Source organism: Bradyrhizobium sp. A11, assembly GCF_042077125.1.
Lineage (GTDB): Bacteria > Pseudomonadota > Alphaproteobacteria > Rhizobiales > Xanthobacteraceae > Bradyrhizobium > Bradyrhizobium japonicum_B.
Window position 1 is genome coordinate 6366930 of record NZ_CP149509.1, and the last position, 16964, is coordinate 6383893.

Below are 16964 nucleotides of genomic sequence, written 5' to 3' on the forward strand. Positions count from 1 at the left end.
GCCTTGGTCGCCCGAGGCGCAGGAAAAGTTCGAAATTCGGCAAGAACTCTCAAACCAGCGGATTCTGGTCCGTCCGGGCTCGTCCGGTCACGGCTCGATCCAGCGCTGCACGGCTTCGGCGACGGCGAATGCCGGGCCGGTTACTGACGCAGCATGATCAGGGGATCGGCGGTGTCGGGGACGCGCCGCCATTGCGCGTTGTCGTCGGCCTCGAACTGCCAGACATCGCCCGATTTCGACATCAGGATAATCTGGCCGCGCTCGAGCCGCCATTGCGCCGGATTGAACTGGGCGATGGCGGCGTCGCATCTCGGCTTGAGGAAGACCTGGAAATTGTCGGGGCTCGCCTCGGTGTTGGTCAGCGTCAGCCCGCACACCGGCTGGCCGTTGCCGCGCACCATTGCCCAGTCGCCGATCATCTGGTCCATCGACTTGGCCATCGAGCGGGCCGCGGCGAGATCCTGCAGGATGTAGACGCCCTCGCCCTGGCGCAGGCCCTCGAAGATGCCGGCCTCGACCTCGGTGAAGTCGATTACGGCTTCACCGGCCGCATCCTGCAGGCGCACGATGTCGAGGCCCCTGACGCTCCAGGCGACGATGTCCTTGGTGAAAGGCAGCGCGGTCTTGCAGGCCGGCTCCAGCTCCAGCTTGTAGCCCTGGCCTGCGGCATCGCCCTTCATCGTGACGACGCAGGTCTTGCTGCGCTCGGTGGTCGACAGCTCCCACTGCCCGGGCATCGACTTCTTCAGGCTCGCCGCATCCTGCGCATGGGCAGCGCCCATCGCGGCCAGGGAGGCCGCGACGGCGCCGATCGCGGCCAAAGAGGCCGCGACGGCGAATGCGACGGCCCGAAGACTTCGCATCAGCGTCCCTTGAACGGCGTTTCCGCAACCGGCGTCAACGGCGCCTTGCCTGAGAACCATGACTTGAGGTTGTCGACCACGAGCTGGTCCATCGCGTTGCGCGTCACCACCGAGGCCGAGCCGATATGCGGCAGCAGCACGACGTTCTGCATGGCCTTGAGCTCGTCCGGCACGTTCGGCTCGGCCGCGAACACGTCGAGGCCTGCGGCGAGGATGGTGCCCGATTTCAGCGCCTGAACCAGCGCCGGCTCGTCGACCACGGAGCCGCGCGCGACGTTGATCAACACGCCGCGCGGGCCGAGCGCCTTGAGCACCTCGGCGTTGATCATCTTGTTGGTCGAGGCGCCGCCGGGCACGATCACCATCAGCGTGTCCACCTCCTTCGCCATCTCGATCAGGTCGGGATAGTGCTTGTAGGAGACGTCCTTGGACGGGTTGCGCGAATGATAGACCACCGGCACCAGCGAGGCATCGAGCCGGCGCGCGATGGCCTGGCCGATCCGGCCCATGCCGACGATGCCGACCTTGCGGTCGCGCAACGAGCCGACGCTGAGCGGATAGTTCTGCGTCTGCCACAGCCCGGAGCGGACGTAGCGATCGGCCTTGATGAACTCGCGCAAGGTGGCGATCAGAAGACCCATCGCGACGTCGGCGACCTCCTCGGTCAGCACGTCGGGCGTGTTGGTGACGATGATGTTGTGCTCGGCGGCGTATTTGGCATCGACGTGGTCGTAGCCGACGCCGAAGCTCGCCACCATCTCGATCTTGGGCAGTTGCGACAGTGCCCCCCTGTCGGCCCGGACGGTGTGATAGGTCACGGCGACGCCGCGGATCTTCTCGCGGATCGCCGGCGTCAGCCGTTCGAGGTCGCCGTGCGTCTCCGCCTTGTGCACGACGAAATGATCGGAAAACCCGTTCTCGAGGATCGGCCGCACCGGCCCATAGATCAGAAGGTCGATCTTTTCGGACGAAATCGAACCGGCAGCCATCAGTTTTCCTCTCCAAGCGCGCTTTCATGCCAGCGCCGTAAAACGAGGTGCGAAACTAGCGCCAGCACCCCATAGATGACAATCCCGGCCAACGACAACAGCAGCAGCGCTGCGAACATGCGGGGTATGTTCAATCGATAGCCTGATTCCGCGATCCTGTAGGCGAGCCCGGAGCCGGCGCCCGCGGTTCCCGCCGCGATCTCGGCCACGACCGCGCCGATCAGCGACAGGCCGCCTGCGATGCGCAGGCCGCCGAGAATGTAAGGCAGCGCCGCCGGCAGCTTGAGGAAGCGCAGCGTCTGCGGCTTCGATGCGCCATAGAGCTGGAACAGGCCGGCGAGGTTGCGATCGACCGAATTGAGCCCGAGCGTGGTGTTGGACAGCACAGGAAAAAAGGCGACGATGAAGGCGCAGACCACCACCGCGGTCTGCTGTTCCAGGTAGATCAGCAAGAGTGGCGCAATCGCGATCACGGGGGTGACCTGGAGCACGATCGCGTAGGGGAACAGCGAGTATTCCACCCATTTCGACTGGTTGAACAGCAGCGCCAGCGCGATGCCGCCGACGCTGGCCGCAACAAAGCCTTCGAGCGTGGTCAGCAGCGTGGTCGCGAGCGATTGCGACAGCACCTGCCAATCCTTGATCAGCGTCAGAATGATGATCGAGGGCGCCGGCAGCACGTAAGGCGGGATCTCCTTGAGGCGGACCACCAATTCCCAGGCGATGAGGCCGGCCGCGAACACGATGACGGGAAGCACCAGGCGCAGCGCACGCTGCGCGCCTTGCGGCCTGGAAATGCTCTCGGACCGGGCGCTCATAGCAGTGGCCGCCCCGAATAGGACGGCGCCAGCGCGCCGGAGACCCTGCGGCAATAGTCGCCGTAAGCGGTCGATGTGCGGAATTCCTCGCCGCGCGGCTCGACCGTCTCGATGCGGATATCGGCCTGGATGCGGCCCGGCCGTGCCGTCATCACGACAACACGCTGCGACAAATAGACGGATTCGAACACCGAATGGGTGACGAAGATGACGGTCTTGCCGAGAGCTCGCCACAGCGCGAGCAGATCGTTGTTGAGGCGGAAGCGCGTGATCTCGTCGAGCGCGGCGAACGGCTCGTCCATCAGCAGGATGTCGGGATCGGTGACCAGCGCGCGCGCCAGCGACACCCGCATCTTCATGCCGCCGGAGAGCTCGCGCGGAAAGGCATCGGCGAAATCGGCAAGGCCGACGCTGGCCAAGACGGCGTCGGCACGCGCGCGCCCCTCGGCCTTCGCCACGCCGCCGAGCTTCAGCGGCAAGCGCACGTTCTCGCGCACGCTGGCCCATGGCATCAGGGTCGGCTCCTGGAACACGAAGCCGATGCCGTGCCCCGGCTGCAGCTCGCCCTCGCGGCGCGCCACTCGCACGATCCCGGAGGACGGCGCGCCGAGCTCCGCGATCAGCCGCAGCACCGTCGACTTGCCGCAACCGGACGGGCCCAGCAGCGAGATGAACTCGCCCTTGCGCACCGCGAGGTCGAACGGGCCGAGCGCCATGACGCCGTTGTCATAGGTCTTGGTCACGCCGCGCAGGCTGACGGCGAGAGCCGTCAGGCTGGCCTCGACGGCGGACGAGGTGATGCGCTCTACCATTGCGCGCAGGCTGCCGCGTTTCGGGCGTCCTTCACCTCTCCCCAACGGGGAGAGGTCGTGCCGCAGGCGCGGGTGAGGGGGAACAGGTCCTCCGAAAAAGCGTAACCCCTCACCCGCATCGCATCTGGCGATGCGATGCGACCTCTCCCTTCGGGAGATGTGAGCCCGAGCCGCACCTGCGTGCCAAATCTCAACATGCGTTACGGCTTGTTCGGACGCAGCTCGAGGCCGACGCCCTTATTGACGAAGCGGAGCGTGTAGGATTTGCGGAAGTCGAGATCCGCCTTCACGACGCCGGCCTTGACCATCTTGTTGAAGAACGAGCTGTAGCGCTCGTCGCTCATCGCGCCGATGCCGTTCTTCAGGGAATCGCCGGAATCGACGATGCCGTGCTCCTTCATCTTGGCGACGGAATAGGCCAGCAGATCGTCGGTCATCTCAGGATTGAGCTGCTTGATCGTGGCGTTGCCGGCCGAATTGTCGCGATAGAGGTAATTGTACCAGCCCACCATGGAGGCATCGACGAAGCGCTGGACCAGATCGGGCTTCTTCTCGACGATGTCGCGGCGGGTCTCGATCAGGGTCGAATAGGTGTTGAAGCCGTAGTCGGCCAGCAGCAGCACGTTGGGCTTGAAGCCCGCCGCCTTCTCGACCGCGAAGGGCTCGGAGGTGACGTAGCCCTGCATCGCGCTCTTGGGGTTGGCGATGAAGGGCTGCGGATTGAAATTATAGGGGCGGACGTTCTTCTCGCTGAAGCCGTATTCGGACTTCAGCCATTGGAAATAGCTGCCCATGCCCTCCTTGGAGACGAACAACGTCAGCGGCTTGAGGTCCTCGAGCTTGCCGACCTTGGCGTCCGGCTGCGTCAGCATCACCTGCGGATCCTTCTGGAAGATCGCGGCGATGGTCACGACGGGGACGTTGTTGGCGACCGCGTCGAACGACATCAGGGTGTTCGCGGCCATGAAGAAATCGATCTTGCCGGCGATCAGCAACATCCGGTTGTTCTCGTTGGGACCGCCGGGAACGATGGTGACGTCGAGGCCGTATTTCTTGTAAGTGCCGTCGGCGACCGCCTGGAAGAAGCCGCCATGCTCGGCCTCGGCGACCCAGTTGGTGCCGAAAGTGACCTTGTCGAGCGTCTCGGCCCGCGCCGGTGCGAGAGCGACGAGAGCGGCGAAGAGGCCCGCCGTGAGCGTCCGCCGCAGATGAAAATGGGTCATAATGGCACTCCGTCGTTCGCTTGAAGCCCAATCGCGTCTGGCTCATATGAGCGCAACGCGATAGAACCGCATGACATCAGGGGACGCGAGCCGGCCGGGTCCGCATCCCCTGATACCCAAATTACGTGACAAATTCGGGCAAAGAAACCTTGATGACGCCGTCCCGCGACTGGACCGAGATCCGCTGGGCCGGTGTGCCCCCGGCGGAGACGGCGCGCTGGATCGCGGTGCTGCCGCTGGCAGCGACCGAGCAGCACGGCCCGCATCTGCCGCTGACGACAGACGTGCTGATCGCGAACGCCTATCTGGCGCGCACGCGCGAGCTGTTGCCCGGAAGCGTCCCGGTGACGTTCCTGCCCGTTGAGCCGGTCGGGATCTCCACCGAGCATATCGACTATCCGGGCACGCAGACGCTGCCGACCGAGGTCGCGCTGAAGCGATGGACCGAAATCGGAGAGGACATCGCGCGGCGCGGCGTGAGGAAGCTCGTCATCATCACCAGCCATGGCGGCAACAGCGCAGCGATGATGCTGGTCGCGCAGGATCTTCGCGCGCACCAGAAATTGTTCGTGGTGACGACGTCGTGGTCGCGGCTGTCGGGCGCCGACAGACTGTTTCCGGCGGAGGAAGTGCGCCACGGCATTCATGGCGGCGCGATCGAGACCTCGATCATGCTGGCGCGCTATCCCGATCAGGTGCGTCAAGCCGCGATCGCCGATTTTGCCGCGAGCAGCATCGCACTGGAAAAGCAATATCGCTGGCTATCGACGCAGCGGCCCGCGCCGTTCGCCTGGCAGGCCCAGGATCTCAACGCCAGCGGCGCCGTCGGCAACGCGACATTGGCCGAGCCGGCGAAAGGCGAGCAGTTGCTCGACCAGGGCGCGCGCGCCTTTTGCGAGCTGCTGAGCGAGGTCGATAACTTCGACGTGAACAGGCTCGCCAAGGGGCCCCTCGGCTAGCCCTTATAGTCCTGGAATCATTCAGGAAAGGCCTCGGCTCCGGCAGCGGATTTGCCGTTTTCGAACCGGACGCGAGGAGCCTCCGTCCAACTGGGCACGCGGGCCACAACGGACCGCCTCAACCCGGATGGAGTTTCTTATGTCGATCAAGACCAAGCTTGCCGCCGCCGCTCTCGCCACGCTCGCCCTGACCGGCAGCATCGTGTCCACCACCTCGCAGGCCGAAGCCAAGCAGCCCGGCTGGGTCTGGGGTGTGGGCGCCGGCATCGCCACCGCCGCCGTCGTCGGCTCCGCGATCGCCGCCACCAACGACCCCTATTATCACGGCTATCACCGCTGCGGCTGGGTCGCCCAGTACAACGCCTTCGGCCAGTACGTCGGCCGCGTTCGTACCTGCTACTGATTTGAGTACCTGAGGCCGATCTCACGTGGATCCTGCGTCCGACACGGGCGCCTCATCCACCCCGTGTCGTGCCCGGACCCCGCCCGGCTGTCCCCCCGGGCGGGGTCATTCATGTTGGAGCCCGCTGGATTGTTGTAGCCTCGTCATACAGCGGTGCGATTCATCCTCAGTGGGCGATCCGGATTTAGTTGCTATTGCGAATTAGTAGCAATAAGACCTGTCGCAGGGTCGGGAGCTTGGGACGAAGTCGGGTCGGGCCGGGGTCATCTCGGCGGTGCGCGGGCGCCCAAGACTGATGACAGGGCCGCCACGAATCGGCAGGGATGTCGCGGTGGCTGGATGACATTCGCGTTTGGGGGCGTGCGTTTTGACGTTGAGAGATCACCGCTACAGGACCTGGCGGACGGCCGCGGCGATTGCCTCGGGCGTGCTGGCTTTTCCCGCAACCGGCCGCGCGACCGATCTGCCGCTCAAGGCGCCGGCGCTGAAGGCGGTCTACGACTGGACCGGCCTCTATATCGGCGCGCATGTCGGCGTCACCCGCGGCACGTCCGCCGCGACGCTGACCGATCCCACATTCGCAACCGACGATAACGTCTTCACCGGCGCGACCGGCGGCGTCCAGGCCGGCTACAATTGGCGCTTCGCTTCGGGCCTGCTGCTCGGCGTCGAAGGCGACATCTCCTTTCCGAATTATCTGCCCTCCAACCACGTCGTGTCGTCGACGGGGACCGCGCTGTCCTTCGCGGAGGAACGCTGGGACTATGTCGCGAGCCTGCGCGCGCGGCTCGGCTATGCCAGCGGCAATTGGCTGGTCTACGCCACCGGCGGCGCGGCCTTCACCGGCGAGCGTTTCCTCTCGACGCCGAGCGGCGGCACTGAAGAGAAGGTGCTGCACACGCGGTTCGGCTGGACCGCGGGCGGCGGCGTCGAATACGCCTTCGCGCCGCATTGGACCACGCGGCTCGAATATCTCTACAGCAAATACGACAACGCCAGCGTCACCTTCCCCTCGGGCGGGCAATATTCCTCGTCGATGGATCTTCACAGCCTGCGGCTCGGCCTCAATCGCAAGATCGACTGGCCGGGCGTGCCGACCTACAACCCGAAGTCGGATGTGACCGACACCGAGTCCAGCCGCTGGGAGATTCATGGCCAGTCGACCGCGCTGGGCCAGGGCTACCCCGCATTCCGCGCGCCCTATACCGGACCGAACAGCCTGCTGCCGTCACCCGATTTTCAGCAGACCTGGAGCAATTCGCTCTATCTCAATGCGCGGCTATGGGACGGCGGCGAGGTCTACTTCAACCCCGAGCTGCTGCAGGGATTCGGTTTCAACAACACGACGGGCGCCGCCGGCTTCCCCAACGGCGAAGCGCAGAAGTCCGGCTTCCCCTATCCGCACTTCAACGCCTCGCGGCTGTTCGTGCGACACACCTTCGGTTTCGGCGGCGAGCAGGAGCAGCTTGCCTCCGGCCAGCTCCAGCTCGCGAGCAAGGTCGACGTCTCGCGCCTGACCCTGCAGGTCGGCAAGTTCTCCGTGGTCGACGTGTTCGACGGCAACTCCTACGCGCACGATCCGCGCAAAGACTTCATGAACTGGTCGATCTGGGCCTCCGGCGCCTTCGACTATGCCGCCGACAAGCTCGGCCTCGGCTACGGCGCCACGGCCGAATTGAACCAGAAGCAATGGGCCCTGCGCGCCGGCTATTTCCTGATCGGCGCGGAATCGAACTCCAGCAATTTCGACATGAATGTCGGTCGCCGCGGCGCGTATGTGGCGGAGCTCGAGACCCGCTATTCGCTGTTCGGCCAGCCCGGCAAGCTGCGCGTGCTCGGTTTCGTCAACAGCGCGTTCTCCGGCAGCTATCGCGAAACGCTGGACAATCCCGCGTTCGGCGTCGATATCAGCCAGACCCGCCGCGGCCGCATCAAATACGGTTACGCGCTCAACCTCGAACAGGCGATCGTCGGCGACATCGGCGTGTTCGGCCGCTGGAGCTGGAACGATGGCCGCAACGAGATCATGGCCTTCACCGACATCGACCGCAGCCTGTCCGGCGGCGTCTCGGTGAAAGGCACGAGATGGGGCCGGCCCGACGACGTCGTCGCCATCGCCGGCGCCGTCAACGCGCTGTCGCAGGACCATCGCGACTTCATCGCCGCCGGCGGCCTCGGCCCGCTGATCGGCGACGGCCGGCTCAACTACCGCAGGGAACGCGTGCTGGAGACCTACTACGCCTATGCGCTGAACAAGGCGCTGACTTTCACCGCCGACTACCAGCTGATCGTCAACCCCGCCTACAACGCCGACCGCGGCCCAGTGTCGGTATTCTCAGGACGGCTGCACGGGGAATTCTGAGCGGCGGTTCGGGCGCGATAAAGTGAGCCTTAGTCGCCGTAAGGACGGAGCTGCGCCCCCTCTCCCGCTTGGCTTGCGGGAGGGGTGAACCTACGCCGCGCGGATCGCGTCCAGGAACTTGCCGACCTCGACCTTGAGACGGCTGCTCTCGCCGGACAGGGATCTCGCGGACGTGAGCACGTTGGCGGAGGCCGAGCCGGTCTGGCTCGCGCCGCGCTGCACGTCGACGATGCTGGCGGAGACCTGCTGGGTGCCGCGCGCGGCCTGCTGCACGTTGCGGGAAATCTCCCGCGTCGCCGCGCCCTGCTCCTCGACCGCCGAGGCGATCGCGGAGGCGATCTCCGACATGCGGGTGATGGTGTCGCCGATCGCCTTGATGGCGCCGACGGACTCCTCCGTCGCGGTCTGGATTCCCGAGATCTGCTGGCTGATCTCGCCGGTCGCCTTGGCGGTCTGCTCGGCGAGCGCCTTGACCTCGGAGGCGACGACGGCAAAGCCGCGCCCGGCCTCGCCGGCACGCGCCGCCTCGATCGTGGCGTTGAGGGCGAGAAGATTGGTCTGGCCCGCGATCTGGCTGATCAGCTCGACGACGTCTCCGATCCGCCCTGCAGCCTTGGCGAGCTCGCCGACATGGTCGTTGGTCCGCCCCGCCTGCTGCACCGCCTCGGCGGCAATGCGCGCGGAATCCTGCACCTGGCGGCCGATCTCGTCGACCGATGAGGCCATCTCCTCGGCCGCCGCGGCAACGGTCTGCACGTTGGTGGAGGCCTGCTCGGAGGCGGCCGCGACGGTTGCGGTGACCTTCTCCGATTGATCGGCCGTGCTCGTCAGCGTGCCCGCCGATACTTCGAGTTCGGACGAGGCGGACGACACCGTGTTGATCACATCGCCGATCATGGCTTCGAACTCGCGCGCGATCTGATCCATACGCTGGCTGCGCCGCAGCTTCGCCTCGGCCTCGGCCGCAGCAGCCTCGTCGGCGGCCTTCTTGGCGAGCAGCGAATCCTTGAAGTGCTGCAGCGAGCCCGCCACCTGGCCGATCTCGTCATCGCGGCCGGTCGTGGGAATCTCGACCTCGTGCCGTCCGGCGGCGAGCGTTCCGATCACGTCCGCGATCCGGCCGAGCGGGGTCACCACGCGCTTGCGCAGCATCATGGTCACGCCACCGAGCGTTCCGAGCAGGGCGAGCACGGCAACGCCGGCCAGCGCGAGCATCGCCAGGGCGCCGTTCCGCGCAGCCGTGGCGCGCTCGGCCGCTTCGGCCAGCGCGGCGTCGCGCACGCCGTAGAACATCTGGATGGCGGGAACGATGACCTTCGCCAGATCGTCGGCGGTGGCGCCGTACTTGCCGTCACTCCGGGCTGCAGGGAGCTCCTTGTCGACGGCAACCGCGGCTTGTCCGAAATAGGAGTCCGTTGCCGCCTTGAACGCGGCAATGATGCGGGCGGGATTACCGAGCTGCTCGATACCCGCTTCGATGCGCTCGCGGTCGGCCTCCACGCGTCCCTGCATGCGGTCCATCAGCGACAGCTCGGCGGCGGTGAGCGGGCGGCGTGCCGACAGCGCCGGGGAAAGCGTGGCGGCGCGGCTACCGGCCGAAACGCGCAGATCCTGTGCGGTTCGCGCCAGGCTCAACAGCGCCGCGAGCGAGGAATCGGCGTTGATGACCTTCGCCTCGAGCCGGTTCATGACCGGTTCGATGTGGCCGATGACCTCGGCAACACCGGGAAGAAAGCCCTTTGTCGCGGCGCTATCGCGCGCGGCCAGGGGAAGGCCCATCGCGCGGTCGGCAGCATTGGTGACTTCCTTCAGCCGCCGCGCCGCACGGTCGAGATTCTCCGCGATCGCGCCGCCGTCATCCAGCACCATGACGGCGCGCCGTGCGGCCTCGAAGCCCGCCTCGGCGGCTTTCGCAGCCTTCGTGGCAGCTTCGAGCTGTGCCTGCGTTGCGGCGCCTTCCTGGAAGATCGGTCCGATATAGGGGGCACGAAGGCTGGCGACATGCTGGCTGGCCATCAGCGTCGCACCAAAGGCATCGACGGTCTTGATCGCGTCGGAGCGGTTCGTGAAGATGCGTGTCTGCGGAATCAGCACCTCGGCGCCGAGGATGACTGCGAACACCGTCACCGTCAGCATCGACAGCGCAAAAAGTTTCCCGATTCGCATCTTGGGGTCTCCCGAATAGATTTCTGCTATGTCGAAAACTTAGCTGCCGGCCATGAAGGGGTCGTTAAGCATCGATCCGTAGTTCCGCGGAGTGTCAGGCCGTCGCGGATGCCCAGGGGATGTCGTCACCTATGGGTTCCGTGGGGCGGCGGATGCGGCAAAATTGACGGCATTTCCGCTCCGAGTACCTATATCGAGGCAGGTGCCGTTCATGCGGCCACACTCCCTTACCTCGGAATCTCAATGCTCTCGGTCGAACTCATCATCGTCGTCGTCCTGATCGTGATCAATGGCCTGCTGTCCATGTCCGAGCTGGCCGTGGTCTCGTCGCGTCCGGCGCGGCTGTCGCTGCTGGCGGCCAAGGGCGTGCGCGGCGCCGAGCGGGCGCTGGCGCTGGCGGCCGATCCCGGCAAATTCCTCTCGACGGTGCAGATCGGCATCACGCTGGTCGGCGTGCTCTCCGGCGCGTTCTCGGGCGCGACGCTCGGACAGCGGCTGACGCAATGGCTGCTCGAGCTCGGCCTGTCCGCCGGCATTGCCGACATCGTCGGCGTCGGCCTCGTCGTCACCCTCATCACCTACGCCACCCTGATCGTCGGCGAGCTGGTGCCGAAACAGGTGGCGCTACGCGACCCCGAGAGCATCGCGGTGAGGGTCGCGCCGGCGATGCACGTGCTCGCGAAGGTCTCGCTGCCGCTGGTCTTTCTGCTCGACGTCTCCGGCAAGCTGATCCTCGCCTTGCTCGGCCGCGGCGGCAAGGCCGAGGAGAAGGTCTCCGAGGACGAGATCCATCATCTTGTCAGCGAAGCCGAGAATGCAGGCGTGCTCGAGCCCGGCGAGAAGGAGATGATCGCCGGCGTGATGCGGCTCGGCGACCGGCCGGCCGGCGCGGTCATGACGCCGCGCACGGAGGTCGACGAGATCGACCTCAACGCCCCGCCTGAGGAGATTCGCGAGATCATCGCCAACAGCCCGCACTCGCGCTTTCCCGTCTCCGACGGCGACCGCGACAAGCCGATCGGCGTGCTCCAGGCCAAGGACCTTTTGGTCGCCTATATGAACGAGCGCAACCCCGACCTGCGCGCACTGGTCCGCGAAGCGCCCGGCATCCCGGCGTCGGCGGACGCGCGCGACGTGCTGACGATTCTGAGGACCGCTCCGGTTCATGTCGGTTTCGTCTACGACGAATACGGTGGCTTCGAGGGCATGGTGACGGCCACCGACATCCTCGAGTCGATCGTCGGCGCCTTCCATTCCGAAGCGGGACCGCCGGAGCCGGCCTATGTCAGGCGCGCGGACGATTCGTTCCTGATCTCCGGCTGGATGCCGGTCGACGAATTCGGCGATCTGCTCGGCATCGAATTGCCGCCGCACCGCTACAACACGGTGGCGGGCCTCGTGCTGCAACAATTCAGCGCGCTGCCCGATGCCGGCGACGCCTTCGACTTCGGCGGCTGGCATATCGAGGTGGTCGATCTCGACGGGCGGAGGATCGACAAGATCCTGGCGAGCCGGTTGAGTGAGGTCGAGACGGGGTGAATTGAGCGATAGCGCGAGTACGCGTCGATTTGGCCCCCGCGCGAGCTTACCCGAACACAACCCTCATCCGAACCTCACGCCGATCCGCTTCTCCTTGCGCCAGACCACGGTGCATGACAGATGCGTTGCATCCGCCGGAACGAACAGGGTGAAACGCGCGGGAATTCCGAGCGGGCTGGTGACGTCGAGCGCGGCGCCGGTGTCGGACAGGTTGCGCACGGTGCAGTCGATCGCGCCGCCGCCGAACTCGATCGTTCCGGCCTTCAGCACGCGATGCCTTGCCTTGTCGCGCCGTTCGTCCATGGGCGCAATTTACACCCAAAGTTGAACCAACCATTAAAGGCCCGCCGCGCTCCCGCCGCGTCTTGCGCGCGCCGGTATCGCGGTGGGGCAACTGCTACAGCGCCGGCTGGAACGTGTCCGCCCGTGCCATCCGCCAGGCGTCGCTGAAGCGCCGGTCCGCGGTGCCTTCGAGCAGCTCGCCTGGGCGCAGCTCCGGATAGAGCTGGGCAAAGGATCGCACCTGGGTCGTCGAGGTCCGCTGGCTGAAATGGATCGGTCGCAGCTGCTGCGGATGCTCAAGACCGGCCGCGGCGATCAGCTCGGTGAGCGAATGCAGCGTCGCGTGGTGATAATTATGCACGCGGTCGATCTTGAGCGGCACGTAGAGCGCACGTGCGCGCGTCGGGTCCTGCGTCGCCACCCCGGTCGGACAGCGGTCGGTGTGACAGCTCAGCGACTGGATGCAGCCGAGCGAGAACATGAAGCCTCGCGCCGAGTTGCAATAGTCTGCGCCGATCGCCATCGCGCGCGCCATGTCGAAGGCGGTCGCGATCTTGCCGGATGCCCCGATCTTGATGCGGTCGCGCGCATTGATGCCGATCAGCGCGTTGTGGACGAAACTGACGCCCTCGCGCATCGGCATGCCCAGATGATCCATGAATTCCAGCGGCGCCGCACCGGTGCCGCCTTCATTGCCGTCGACGACGATGAAGTCCGGATAGATGCCGGTCTCGAGCATCGCCTTGCAGATCGCCAGGAATTCCCAGGGATGGCCGATGCAGAGCTTGAAGCCGGTCGGCTTGCCGCCCGAGAGGCGGCGCATCTCGGCGATGAACTGCATCATGCCGGTCGGGGTGGAGAACGCGCGGTGCGAGGCCGGCGAGATGCAGTCCTCGCCCATCGCGACGCCGCGGATCTTGGAGATCTCCTCCGAGACCTTTGCCGCCGGCAGCACGCCGCCATGGCCGGGCTTGGCGCCCTGGCTGACCTTGAGCTCGACCATCTTGATCTGGTCGTCACCGGCGACGCGCGCGAACGCCTCGGGATCGAAGGCGCCGTCGAGATGGCGGCAGCCGAAATAGCCGGAGCCGATCTCCCAGATGATGTCGCCGCCCATCTCGCGGTGATAGGGGCTGACGCCGCCCTCCCCGGTGTCGTGCGCGAAGCCGCCCTTCTTCGCGCCGGCATTGAGCGCCCGCACCGCGTTGGGGCTGAGCGCGCCGAAGCTCATCGCGGAGATGTTGAACACCGAGGCCGAATAGGGCTTCTTGCAATCGGGACCGCCGATGGTGATGCGGAATTTCTCCTGGGCATGCGTCTTCGGCGCGACCGAATGGTGCATCCACTCATAGCCCTCGCGGTAGACGTCCTCCTGGGTGCCGAACGGGCGCTTGTCGAGCTCCATCTTGGCGCGCTGATAGACCACCGCGCGGGTGTCGCGCGAGAACGGCATGCCGTCCTTCTCGCTCTCGAAGAAATATTGCCGCATCTCGGGGCGGATCTCTTCGAGCAGGAAGCGGATATGCGCGGAGATCGGGTAGTTGCGCAGCACCGCGTGGCTCTTCTGCAGGAGATCGCGCACGCCGAGCAGCGTCAGCGCGCCGAAGATCAGGATCGGCACCAGCATGATGTCGAAGATCTTGCGGTCGGCGAGGCCGATACCGATCAGGAGCGCGGTGACGACCGCGCAGATCGTCAGCACGATGAAGCGCGGCGAGAACGGCAGCAGCAAGGTCTCCATGATCCCCTCTTCCGCCAGCGGCAGGCGTTTGGGGGCTTGCTGCGTCTTGTTGTCCTCGGCCACGATTCCCATCCTCTCGCCAGCATGAGGCGGTACGATACGCCTTCGCCTGTCATACGGATATGACCCGGCCCTTGTTTCAGGCTAGCGAATTCGGCCGAGACAAATCAATCAGCCTGACGGCCGGGTATTGCGGTGCAGCAAAGGGGTGGGGATGGAGGCGGCAATCGATCCTGAGCAGACGCCGCGATGGGGCGCCAGTGGGACGCACACGCACTTCCACATCTTCAGTTGTCGTCCCGGGCAAGCGTAAGCGCAGACCCGGGACCCATAACCACAGGGAGGGATGTTGGACAAAGCTGGTGATTACCAGCCTTCGCAAGACTGCTCCCTGTGGTTATGGGTCCCGGATCGGCGCGCGCTTTGGGCGCGCTTGTCCGGGACGACAGCTGAGTGGATAATTAGGCGTTCGGCACGATGGCGAACGGCGCTTACCGCTCGACGAATGCCTTCTCGATCACGAAATGGCCGGGCTTGTTGCCGCTGCCTTCGATGAAGTCGCGGCTCTCGAACATCACCTTCAGCTCTTCCAGCATCGCCGGGCTGCCGCACATCATGATGCGGTCGGTTGCGATGTCGAGCGGCGATTGCCCGATGTCGTTGAAGATCTGCTCAGAGCTGATGAGATCGGTGATGCGGCCGCGGTTCTTGAACGGCTCGCGGGTCACGGTCGGATAGTAGACGAGCTTGTCTGCGAGCAACTCGCCGAACAGCTCATCCTCGCGCAAGGTGGCGACGAGCTTCTCGCCATAGGCGAGCTCGGAGACCTGGCGGCAGCCGTGCACCAGCACGATGGACTCGAACTGCTCGTAGACCTCGGGGTCCTTGATCAGGCTCGCGAACGGCGCAAGGCCGGTGCCGGTCGAGAGCAGCATCAGCCGCTTGCCGGGAAGCAGATTGTCGGTGATCAGCGTGCCGGTCGCCTTGCGGCCGACCAGGATGGTGTCGCCTTCCTTGATCTTCTGCAGGCGCGAGGTCAGCGGGCCGTCCTGCACCTTGATCGAGAAGAACTCGAGCTCCTCCTCGTGGTTGGCGCTCGCCATGCTGTAGGCCCGCAGCAGCGGACGGCCGTCGACTTCGAGGCCGATCATGGCGAACTGGCCGTTCTGGAAGCGGAAGCCGGTGTCGCGCGTGGCGCGGAAGCTGAACAGCGTGTCGGTCCAGTGCTGAACGGAAAGAACCTTCTCTCGGTAAAACGCGCTCATGATTTTCGATATTCCGAATAATTGCGGTTTTCGGGCAACAGCGTTGCCCGGCCCCGAAAACAGGGCGGACACCATTGCCATGGCGGAGGATTTCGCGTGTGTGATCTACGCCATTGAGACCAATAATCAACCTCGTTTCGGCTGCAATTGATGCCGATCAAACCGGCATTTGCGGCGGAATTGGACGCATCATTAATGAATCTGCTGCCTCGCCTGCAGGAAGGGCAATTTCTTTTCCCTCCGGGGCTCGATTGCAGCACTTAATTTCCGTCGCGCTCGCGAGAATTTCATTAAGAATAGCTCTGATTTTCCGCGCGATTGACGCCGTTGCCCGCATTTTTGCGGCTTTCGGCGACGGGGAACGACAAGAGACATGACAGGCGATTTGGCAGGCGGCGAGCGAATCTTCGTGCAGGCGATCCGGCGCTATTGCGCGGACCACGGCATCGCCGTCGATGTCCGCGCCGACGGCTGGCTGATCGCAATGCGCCGGGGCCAAAAGCGCCGCTTCGCCTTCGGTTACGACATCGGCCTCAACAGCGCGATCGCGCACCGTCTCGCAAACGACAAATCAGCCACTGCCGAGGTGCTGAGGCTGGAGCGCGTGCCCTGCATTCCGCACCAGCTCTTCCTCAATCCGAAGCTGGGCAGCAACGTGGTCGGCGCCGGCTGGCGGGAGGCCATGCTGGAGCTGCTTGGCGACAATCCGCAAGGCGTGGTGGTGAAGCCGAACGAGGGAACATCGGGCCGCTCGGTGTTCAAGGTGACGACCGAGGCAGAACTTGATCGCGCGGCCAGCGAGGTCTTCTCGATGAGCACCGGACTCGTGATCTCGCCCTATGTCGCGATCGAGGACGAGGTGCGTGTGGTGCTGCTGGATGACGTGCCGCGCGTCGTCTACAGCAAGCGGCGCGGCACGGATTGGCGACACAATCTCGATGCCGGCGCAAGGCCGGTGCTGCTGGAGGATGGCGATGTCCGCACGGCCTGCGTCAAGCTCGCGGTCGACGCCGCGCGCGCCATCGGCATTGTCTTTGCGTCGATCGACGTGGTTCGCGTCGACGGTGCATGGCGCGTGCTCGAGATCAATTCCGGCGTGATGATGGAGGTCCTGGCGAAGCTGCATCCGGAGCTGGTGCAAGCGACGTACGACGCGGCGCTGGACCGGGTGTTCGAGCCAGAGCACTGAGCCGCCAGCGCTGGCGGCCGATATCCTGCGACAGCCAATCGGCAAAATGGAACGAGGCCCGAAATACCGAGCCTCGTTACCCCAGCAACTGCATCGAGTTTCAGAGAGAGCCGCCAGGCTCCAAGACGTTATCGCACGTCCTGCTCGTATCGGTTGCGCCAGCGCAAACAACAAAGAGATACGGCGGCGCGCAAGCTGCGATTCTCGCAAGACCGCATCGGCCGCCGACAGGCTCCCGGCCCGCTAGATCAGGCAGGCGAGATAGACGACCGCCCCGCTGAGGACGACTGCGACGGACCAAAACGCCGGGTCAAACGGCTCGGTGGCAACGCCGCTCTCGATTCTGCTCACTC

At 65.3% G+C, this 16964-nt stretch carries 14 protein-coding genes; 5 read left to right on the top strand and 9 right to left on the bottom strand.

The annotated features are described in order from the left end of the window. Positions 1–140 precede the first annotated feature (140 nt). The 5 genes from WI560_RS29960 to WI560_RS29980 all read right to left on the bottom strand — a co-directional run bounded on the left by WI560_RS29960 (position 141) and on the right by WI560_RS29980 (position 4705). Positions 141–863 carry an AprI/Inh family metalloprotease inhibitor gene (locus WI560_RS29960; protein WP_375306049.1) on the bottom strand — a complete coding sequence of 241 codons (723 nt, stop codon included), beginning with the start codon at positions 861–863 and terminating at the stop codon, positions 141–143. Continuing rightward, a complete protein-coding gene (locus tag WI560_RS29965) occupies positions 863–1852 on the bottom strand; it encodes a 2-hydroxyacid dehydrogenase (protein ID WP_375306050.1) in 990 nt (329 codons plus the stop codon). The genes WI560_RS29960 and WI560_RS29965 overlap by 1 nt, the downstream gene beginning before the upstream one ends. Beyond that, positions 1852–2670, bottom strand: coding sequence for an ABC transporter permease (locus WI560_RS29970; protein WP_375306051.1), 819 nt, complete (start codon positions 2668–2670; stop codon positions 1852–1854). Before WI560_RS29970 ends, WI560_RS29965 begins: the two co-directional genes overlap by 1 nt. Continuing rightward, positions 2667–3482: an ABC transporter ATP-binding protein gene (locus tag WI560_RS29975; protein WP_375306052.1), complete on the bottom strand. Its 816-nt coding sequence runs from the start codon at positions 3480–3482 to the stop codon at positions 2667–2669. Before WI560_RS29975 ends, WI560_RS29970 begins: the two co-directional genes overlap by 4 nt. 200 nt (positions 3483–3682) lie before the next feature. Then, a complete protein-coding gene (locus WI560_RS29980) occupies positions 3683–4705 on the bottom strand; it encodes an ABC transporter substrate-binding protein (RefSeq protein WP_375306053.1) in 1023 nt (340 codons plus the stop codon). Between the two features lie 152 nt (positions 4706–4857). On the opposite strand from WI560_RS29980, the gene WI560_RS29985 reads away from it, so the two are divergent. From WI560_RS29985 to WI560_RS29995, 3 genes are all read left to right on the top strand, one after another. After that, positions 4858–5664, top strand: coding sequence for a creatininase family protein (locus tag WI560_RS29985; RefSeq protein WP_375306054.1), 807 nt, complete (start codon positions 4858–4860; stop codon positions 5662–5664). 139 nt (positions 5665–5803) lie between these two features. Then, a complete protein-coding gene (locus tag WI560_RS29990; protein ID WP_257196782.1) occupies positions 5804–6067 on the top strand; it encodes a hypothetical protein in 264 nt (87 codons plus the stop codon). Positions 6068–6440: 373 nt separating this feature from the next. Then, positions 6441–8429 (top strand): carbohydrate porin, encoded by a 1989-nt coding sequence (locus WI560_RS29995; RefSeq protein WP_375308941.1) that lies wholly within the window; start codon positions 6441–6443, stop codon positions 8427–8429. Between the two features lie 90 nt (positions 8430–8519). On the opposite strand, the gene WI560_RS30000 is transcribed toward WI560_RS29995, so the two are convergent. After that, entirely contained in the window at positions 8520–10595 is a 2076-nt protein-coding gene (locus WI560_RS30000; RefSeq protein ID WP_375306055.1) for a methyl-accepting chemotaxis protein, read from the bottom strand. Between the two features lie 243 nt (positions 10596–10838). On the opposite strand from WI560_RS30000, the gene WI560_RS30005 reads away from it, so the two are divergent. Next, positions 10839–12134, top strand: a complete 1296-nt coding sequence (locus WI560_RS30005) for a hemolysin family protein (protein ID WP_375306056.1) — start codon at positions 10839–10841, stop codon at positions 12132–12134. 63 nt (positions 12135–12197) lie between these two features. On the opposite strand, the gene WI560_RS30010 is transcribed toward WI560_RS30005, so the two are convergent. The 3 genes from WI560_RS30010 to WI560_RS30020 form a co-directional block, all read right to left on the bottom strand. Continuing rightward, a complete protein-coding gene (locus WI560_RS30010) occupies positions 12198–12437 on the bottom strand; it encodes a PilZ domain-containing protein (protein WP_375306057.1) in 240 nt (79 codons plus the stop codon). Positions 12438–12531: 94 nt separating this feature from the next. Next, positions 12532–14229: an FMN-binding glutamate synthase family protein gene (locus WI560_RS30015; protein WP_375306058.1), complete on the bottom strand. Its 1698-nt coding sequence runs from the start codon at positions 14227–14229 to the stop codon at positions 12532–12534. A 419-nt stretch (positions 14230–14648) separates the two neighbouring features. Continuing rightward, on the bottom strand, positions 14649–15422 hold the full coding sequence (locus WI560_RS30020) for a ferredoxin--NADP reductase (RefSeq protein WP_028133978.1): 774 nt from the start codon (positions 15420–15422) through the stop codon (positions 14649–14651). A gap of 385 nt (positions 15423–15807) precedes the next feature. Here WI560_RS30020 and WI560_RS30025 point away from each other — a divergent pair, with 385 nt between their 5' ends. Further along, on the top strand, positions 15808–16611 hold the full coding sequence (locus WI560_RS30025) for a RimK family alpha-L-glutamate ligase (protein WP_375308942.1): 804 nt from the start codon (positions 15808–15810) through the stop codon (positions 16609–16611). Positions 16612–16964: the final 353 nt, after the last annotated feature.

Bases quoted from the DNA above. Each gene is read 5' to 3' on its own strand.
- WI560_RS29960 (WP_375306049.1), bottom strand. From the start codon at position 863: ATGCGAAGTCTTCGGGCCGTCGCATTCGCCGTCGCGGCCTCTTTGGCC.
- WI560_RS29965 (WP_375306050.1), bottom strand. From the start codon at position 1,852: ATGGCTGCCGGTTCGATTTCGTCCGAAAAGATCGACCTTCTGATCTAT.
- WI560_RS29970 (WP_375306051.1), bottom strand. From the start codon at position 2,670: ATGAGCGCCCGGTCCGAGAGCATTTCCAGGCCGCAAGGCGCGCAGCGT.
- WI560_RS29975 (WP_375306052.1), bottom strand. From the start codon at position 3,482: ATGGTAGAGCGCATCACCTCGTCCGCCGTCGAGGCCAGCCTGACGGCT.
- WI560_RS29980 (WP_375306053.1), bottom strand. From the start codon at position 4,705: ATGACCCATTTTCATCTGCGGCGGACGCTCACGGCGGGCCTCTTCGCC.
- WI560_RS29985 (WP_375306054.1), top strand. From the start codon at position 4,858: ATGACGCCGTCCCGCGACTGGACCGAGATCCGCTGGGCCGGTGTGCCC.
- WI560_RS29990 (WP_257196782.1), top strand. From the start codon at position 5,804: ATGTCGATCAAGACCAAGCTTGCCGCCGCCGCTCTCGCCACGCTCGCC.
- WI560_RS30000 (WP_375306055.1), bottom strand. From the start codon at position 10,595: ATGCGAATCGGGAAACTTTTTGCGCTGTCGATGCTGACGGTGACGGTG.
- WI560_RS30005 (WP_375306056.1), top strand. From the start codon at position 10,839: ATGCTCTCGGTCGAACTCATCATCGTCGTCGTCCTGATCGTGATCAAT.
- WI560_RS30010 (WP_375306057.1), bottom strand. From the start codon at position 12,437: ATGGACGAACGGCGCGACAAGGCAAGGCATCGCGTGCTGAAGGCCGGA.
- WI560_RS30015 (WP_375306058.1), bottom strand. From the start codon at position 14,229: ATGGGAATCGTGGCCGAGGACAACAAGACGCAGCAAGCCCCCAAACGC.
- WI560_RS30020 (WP_028133978.1), bottom strand. From the start codon at position 15,422: ATGAGCGCGTTTTACCGAGAGAAGGTTCTTTCCGTTCAGCACTGGACC.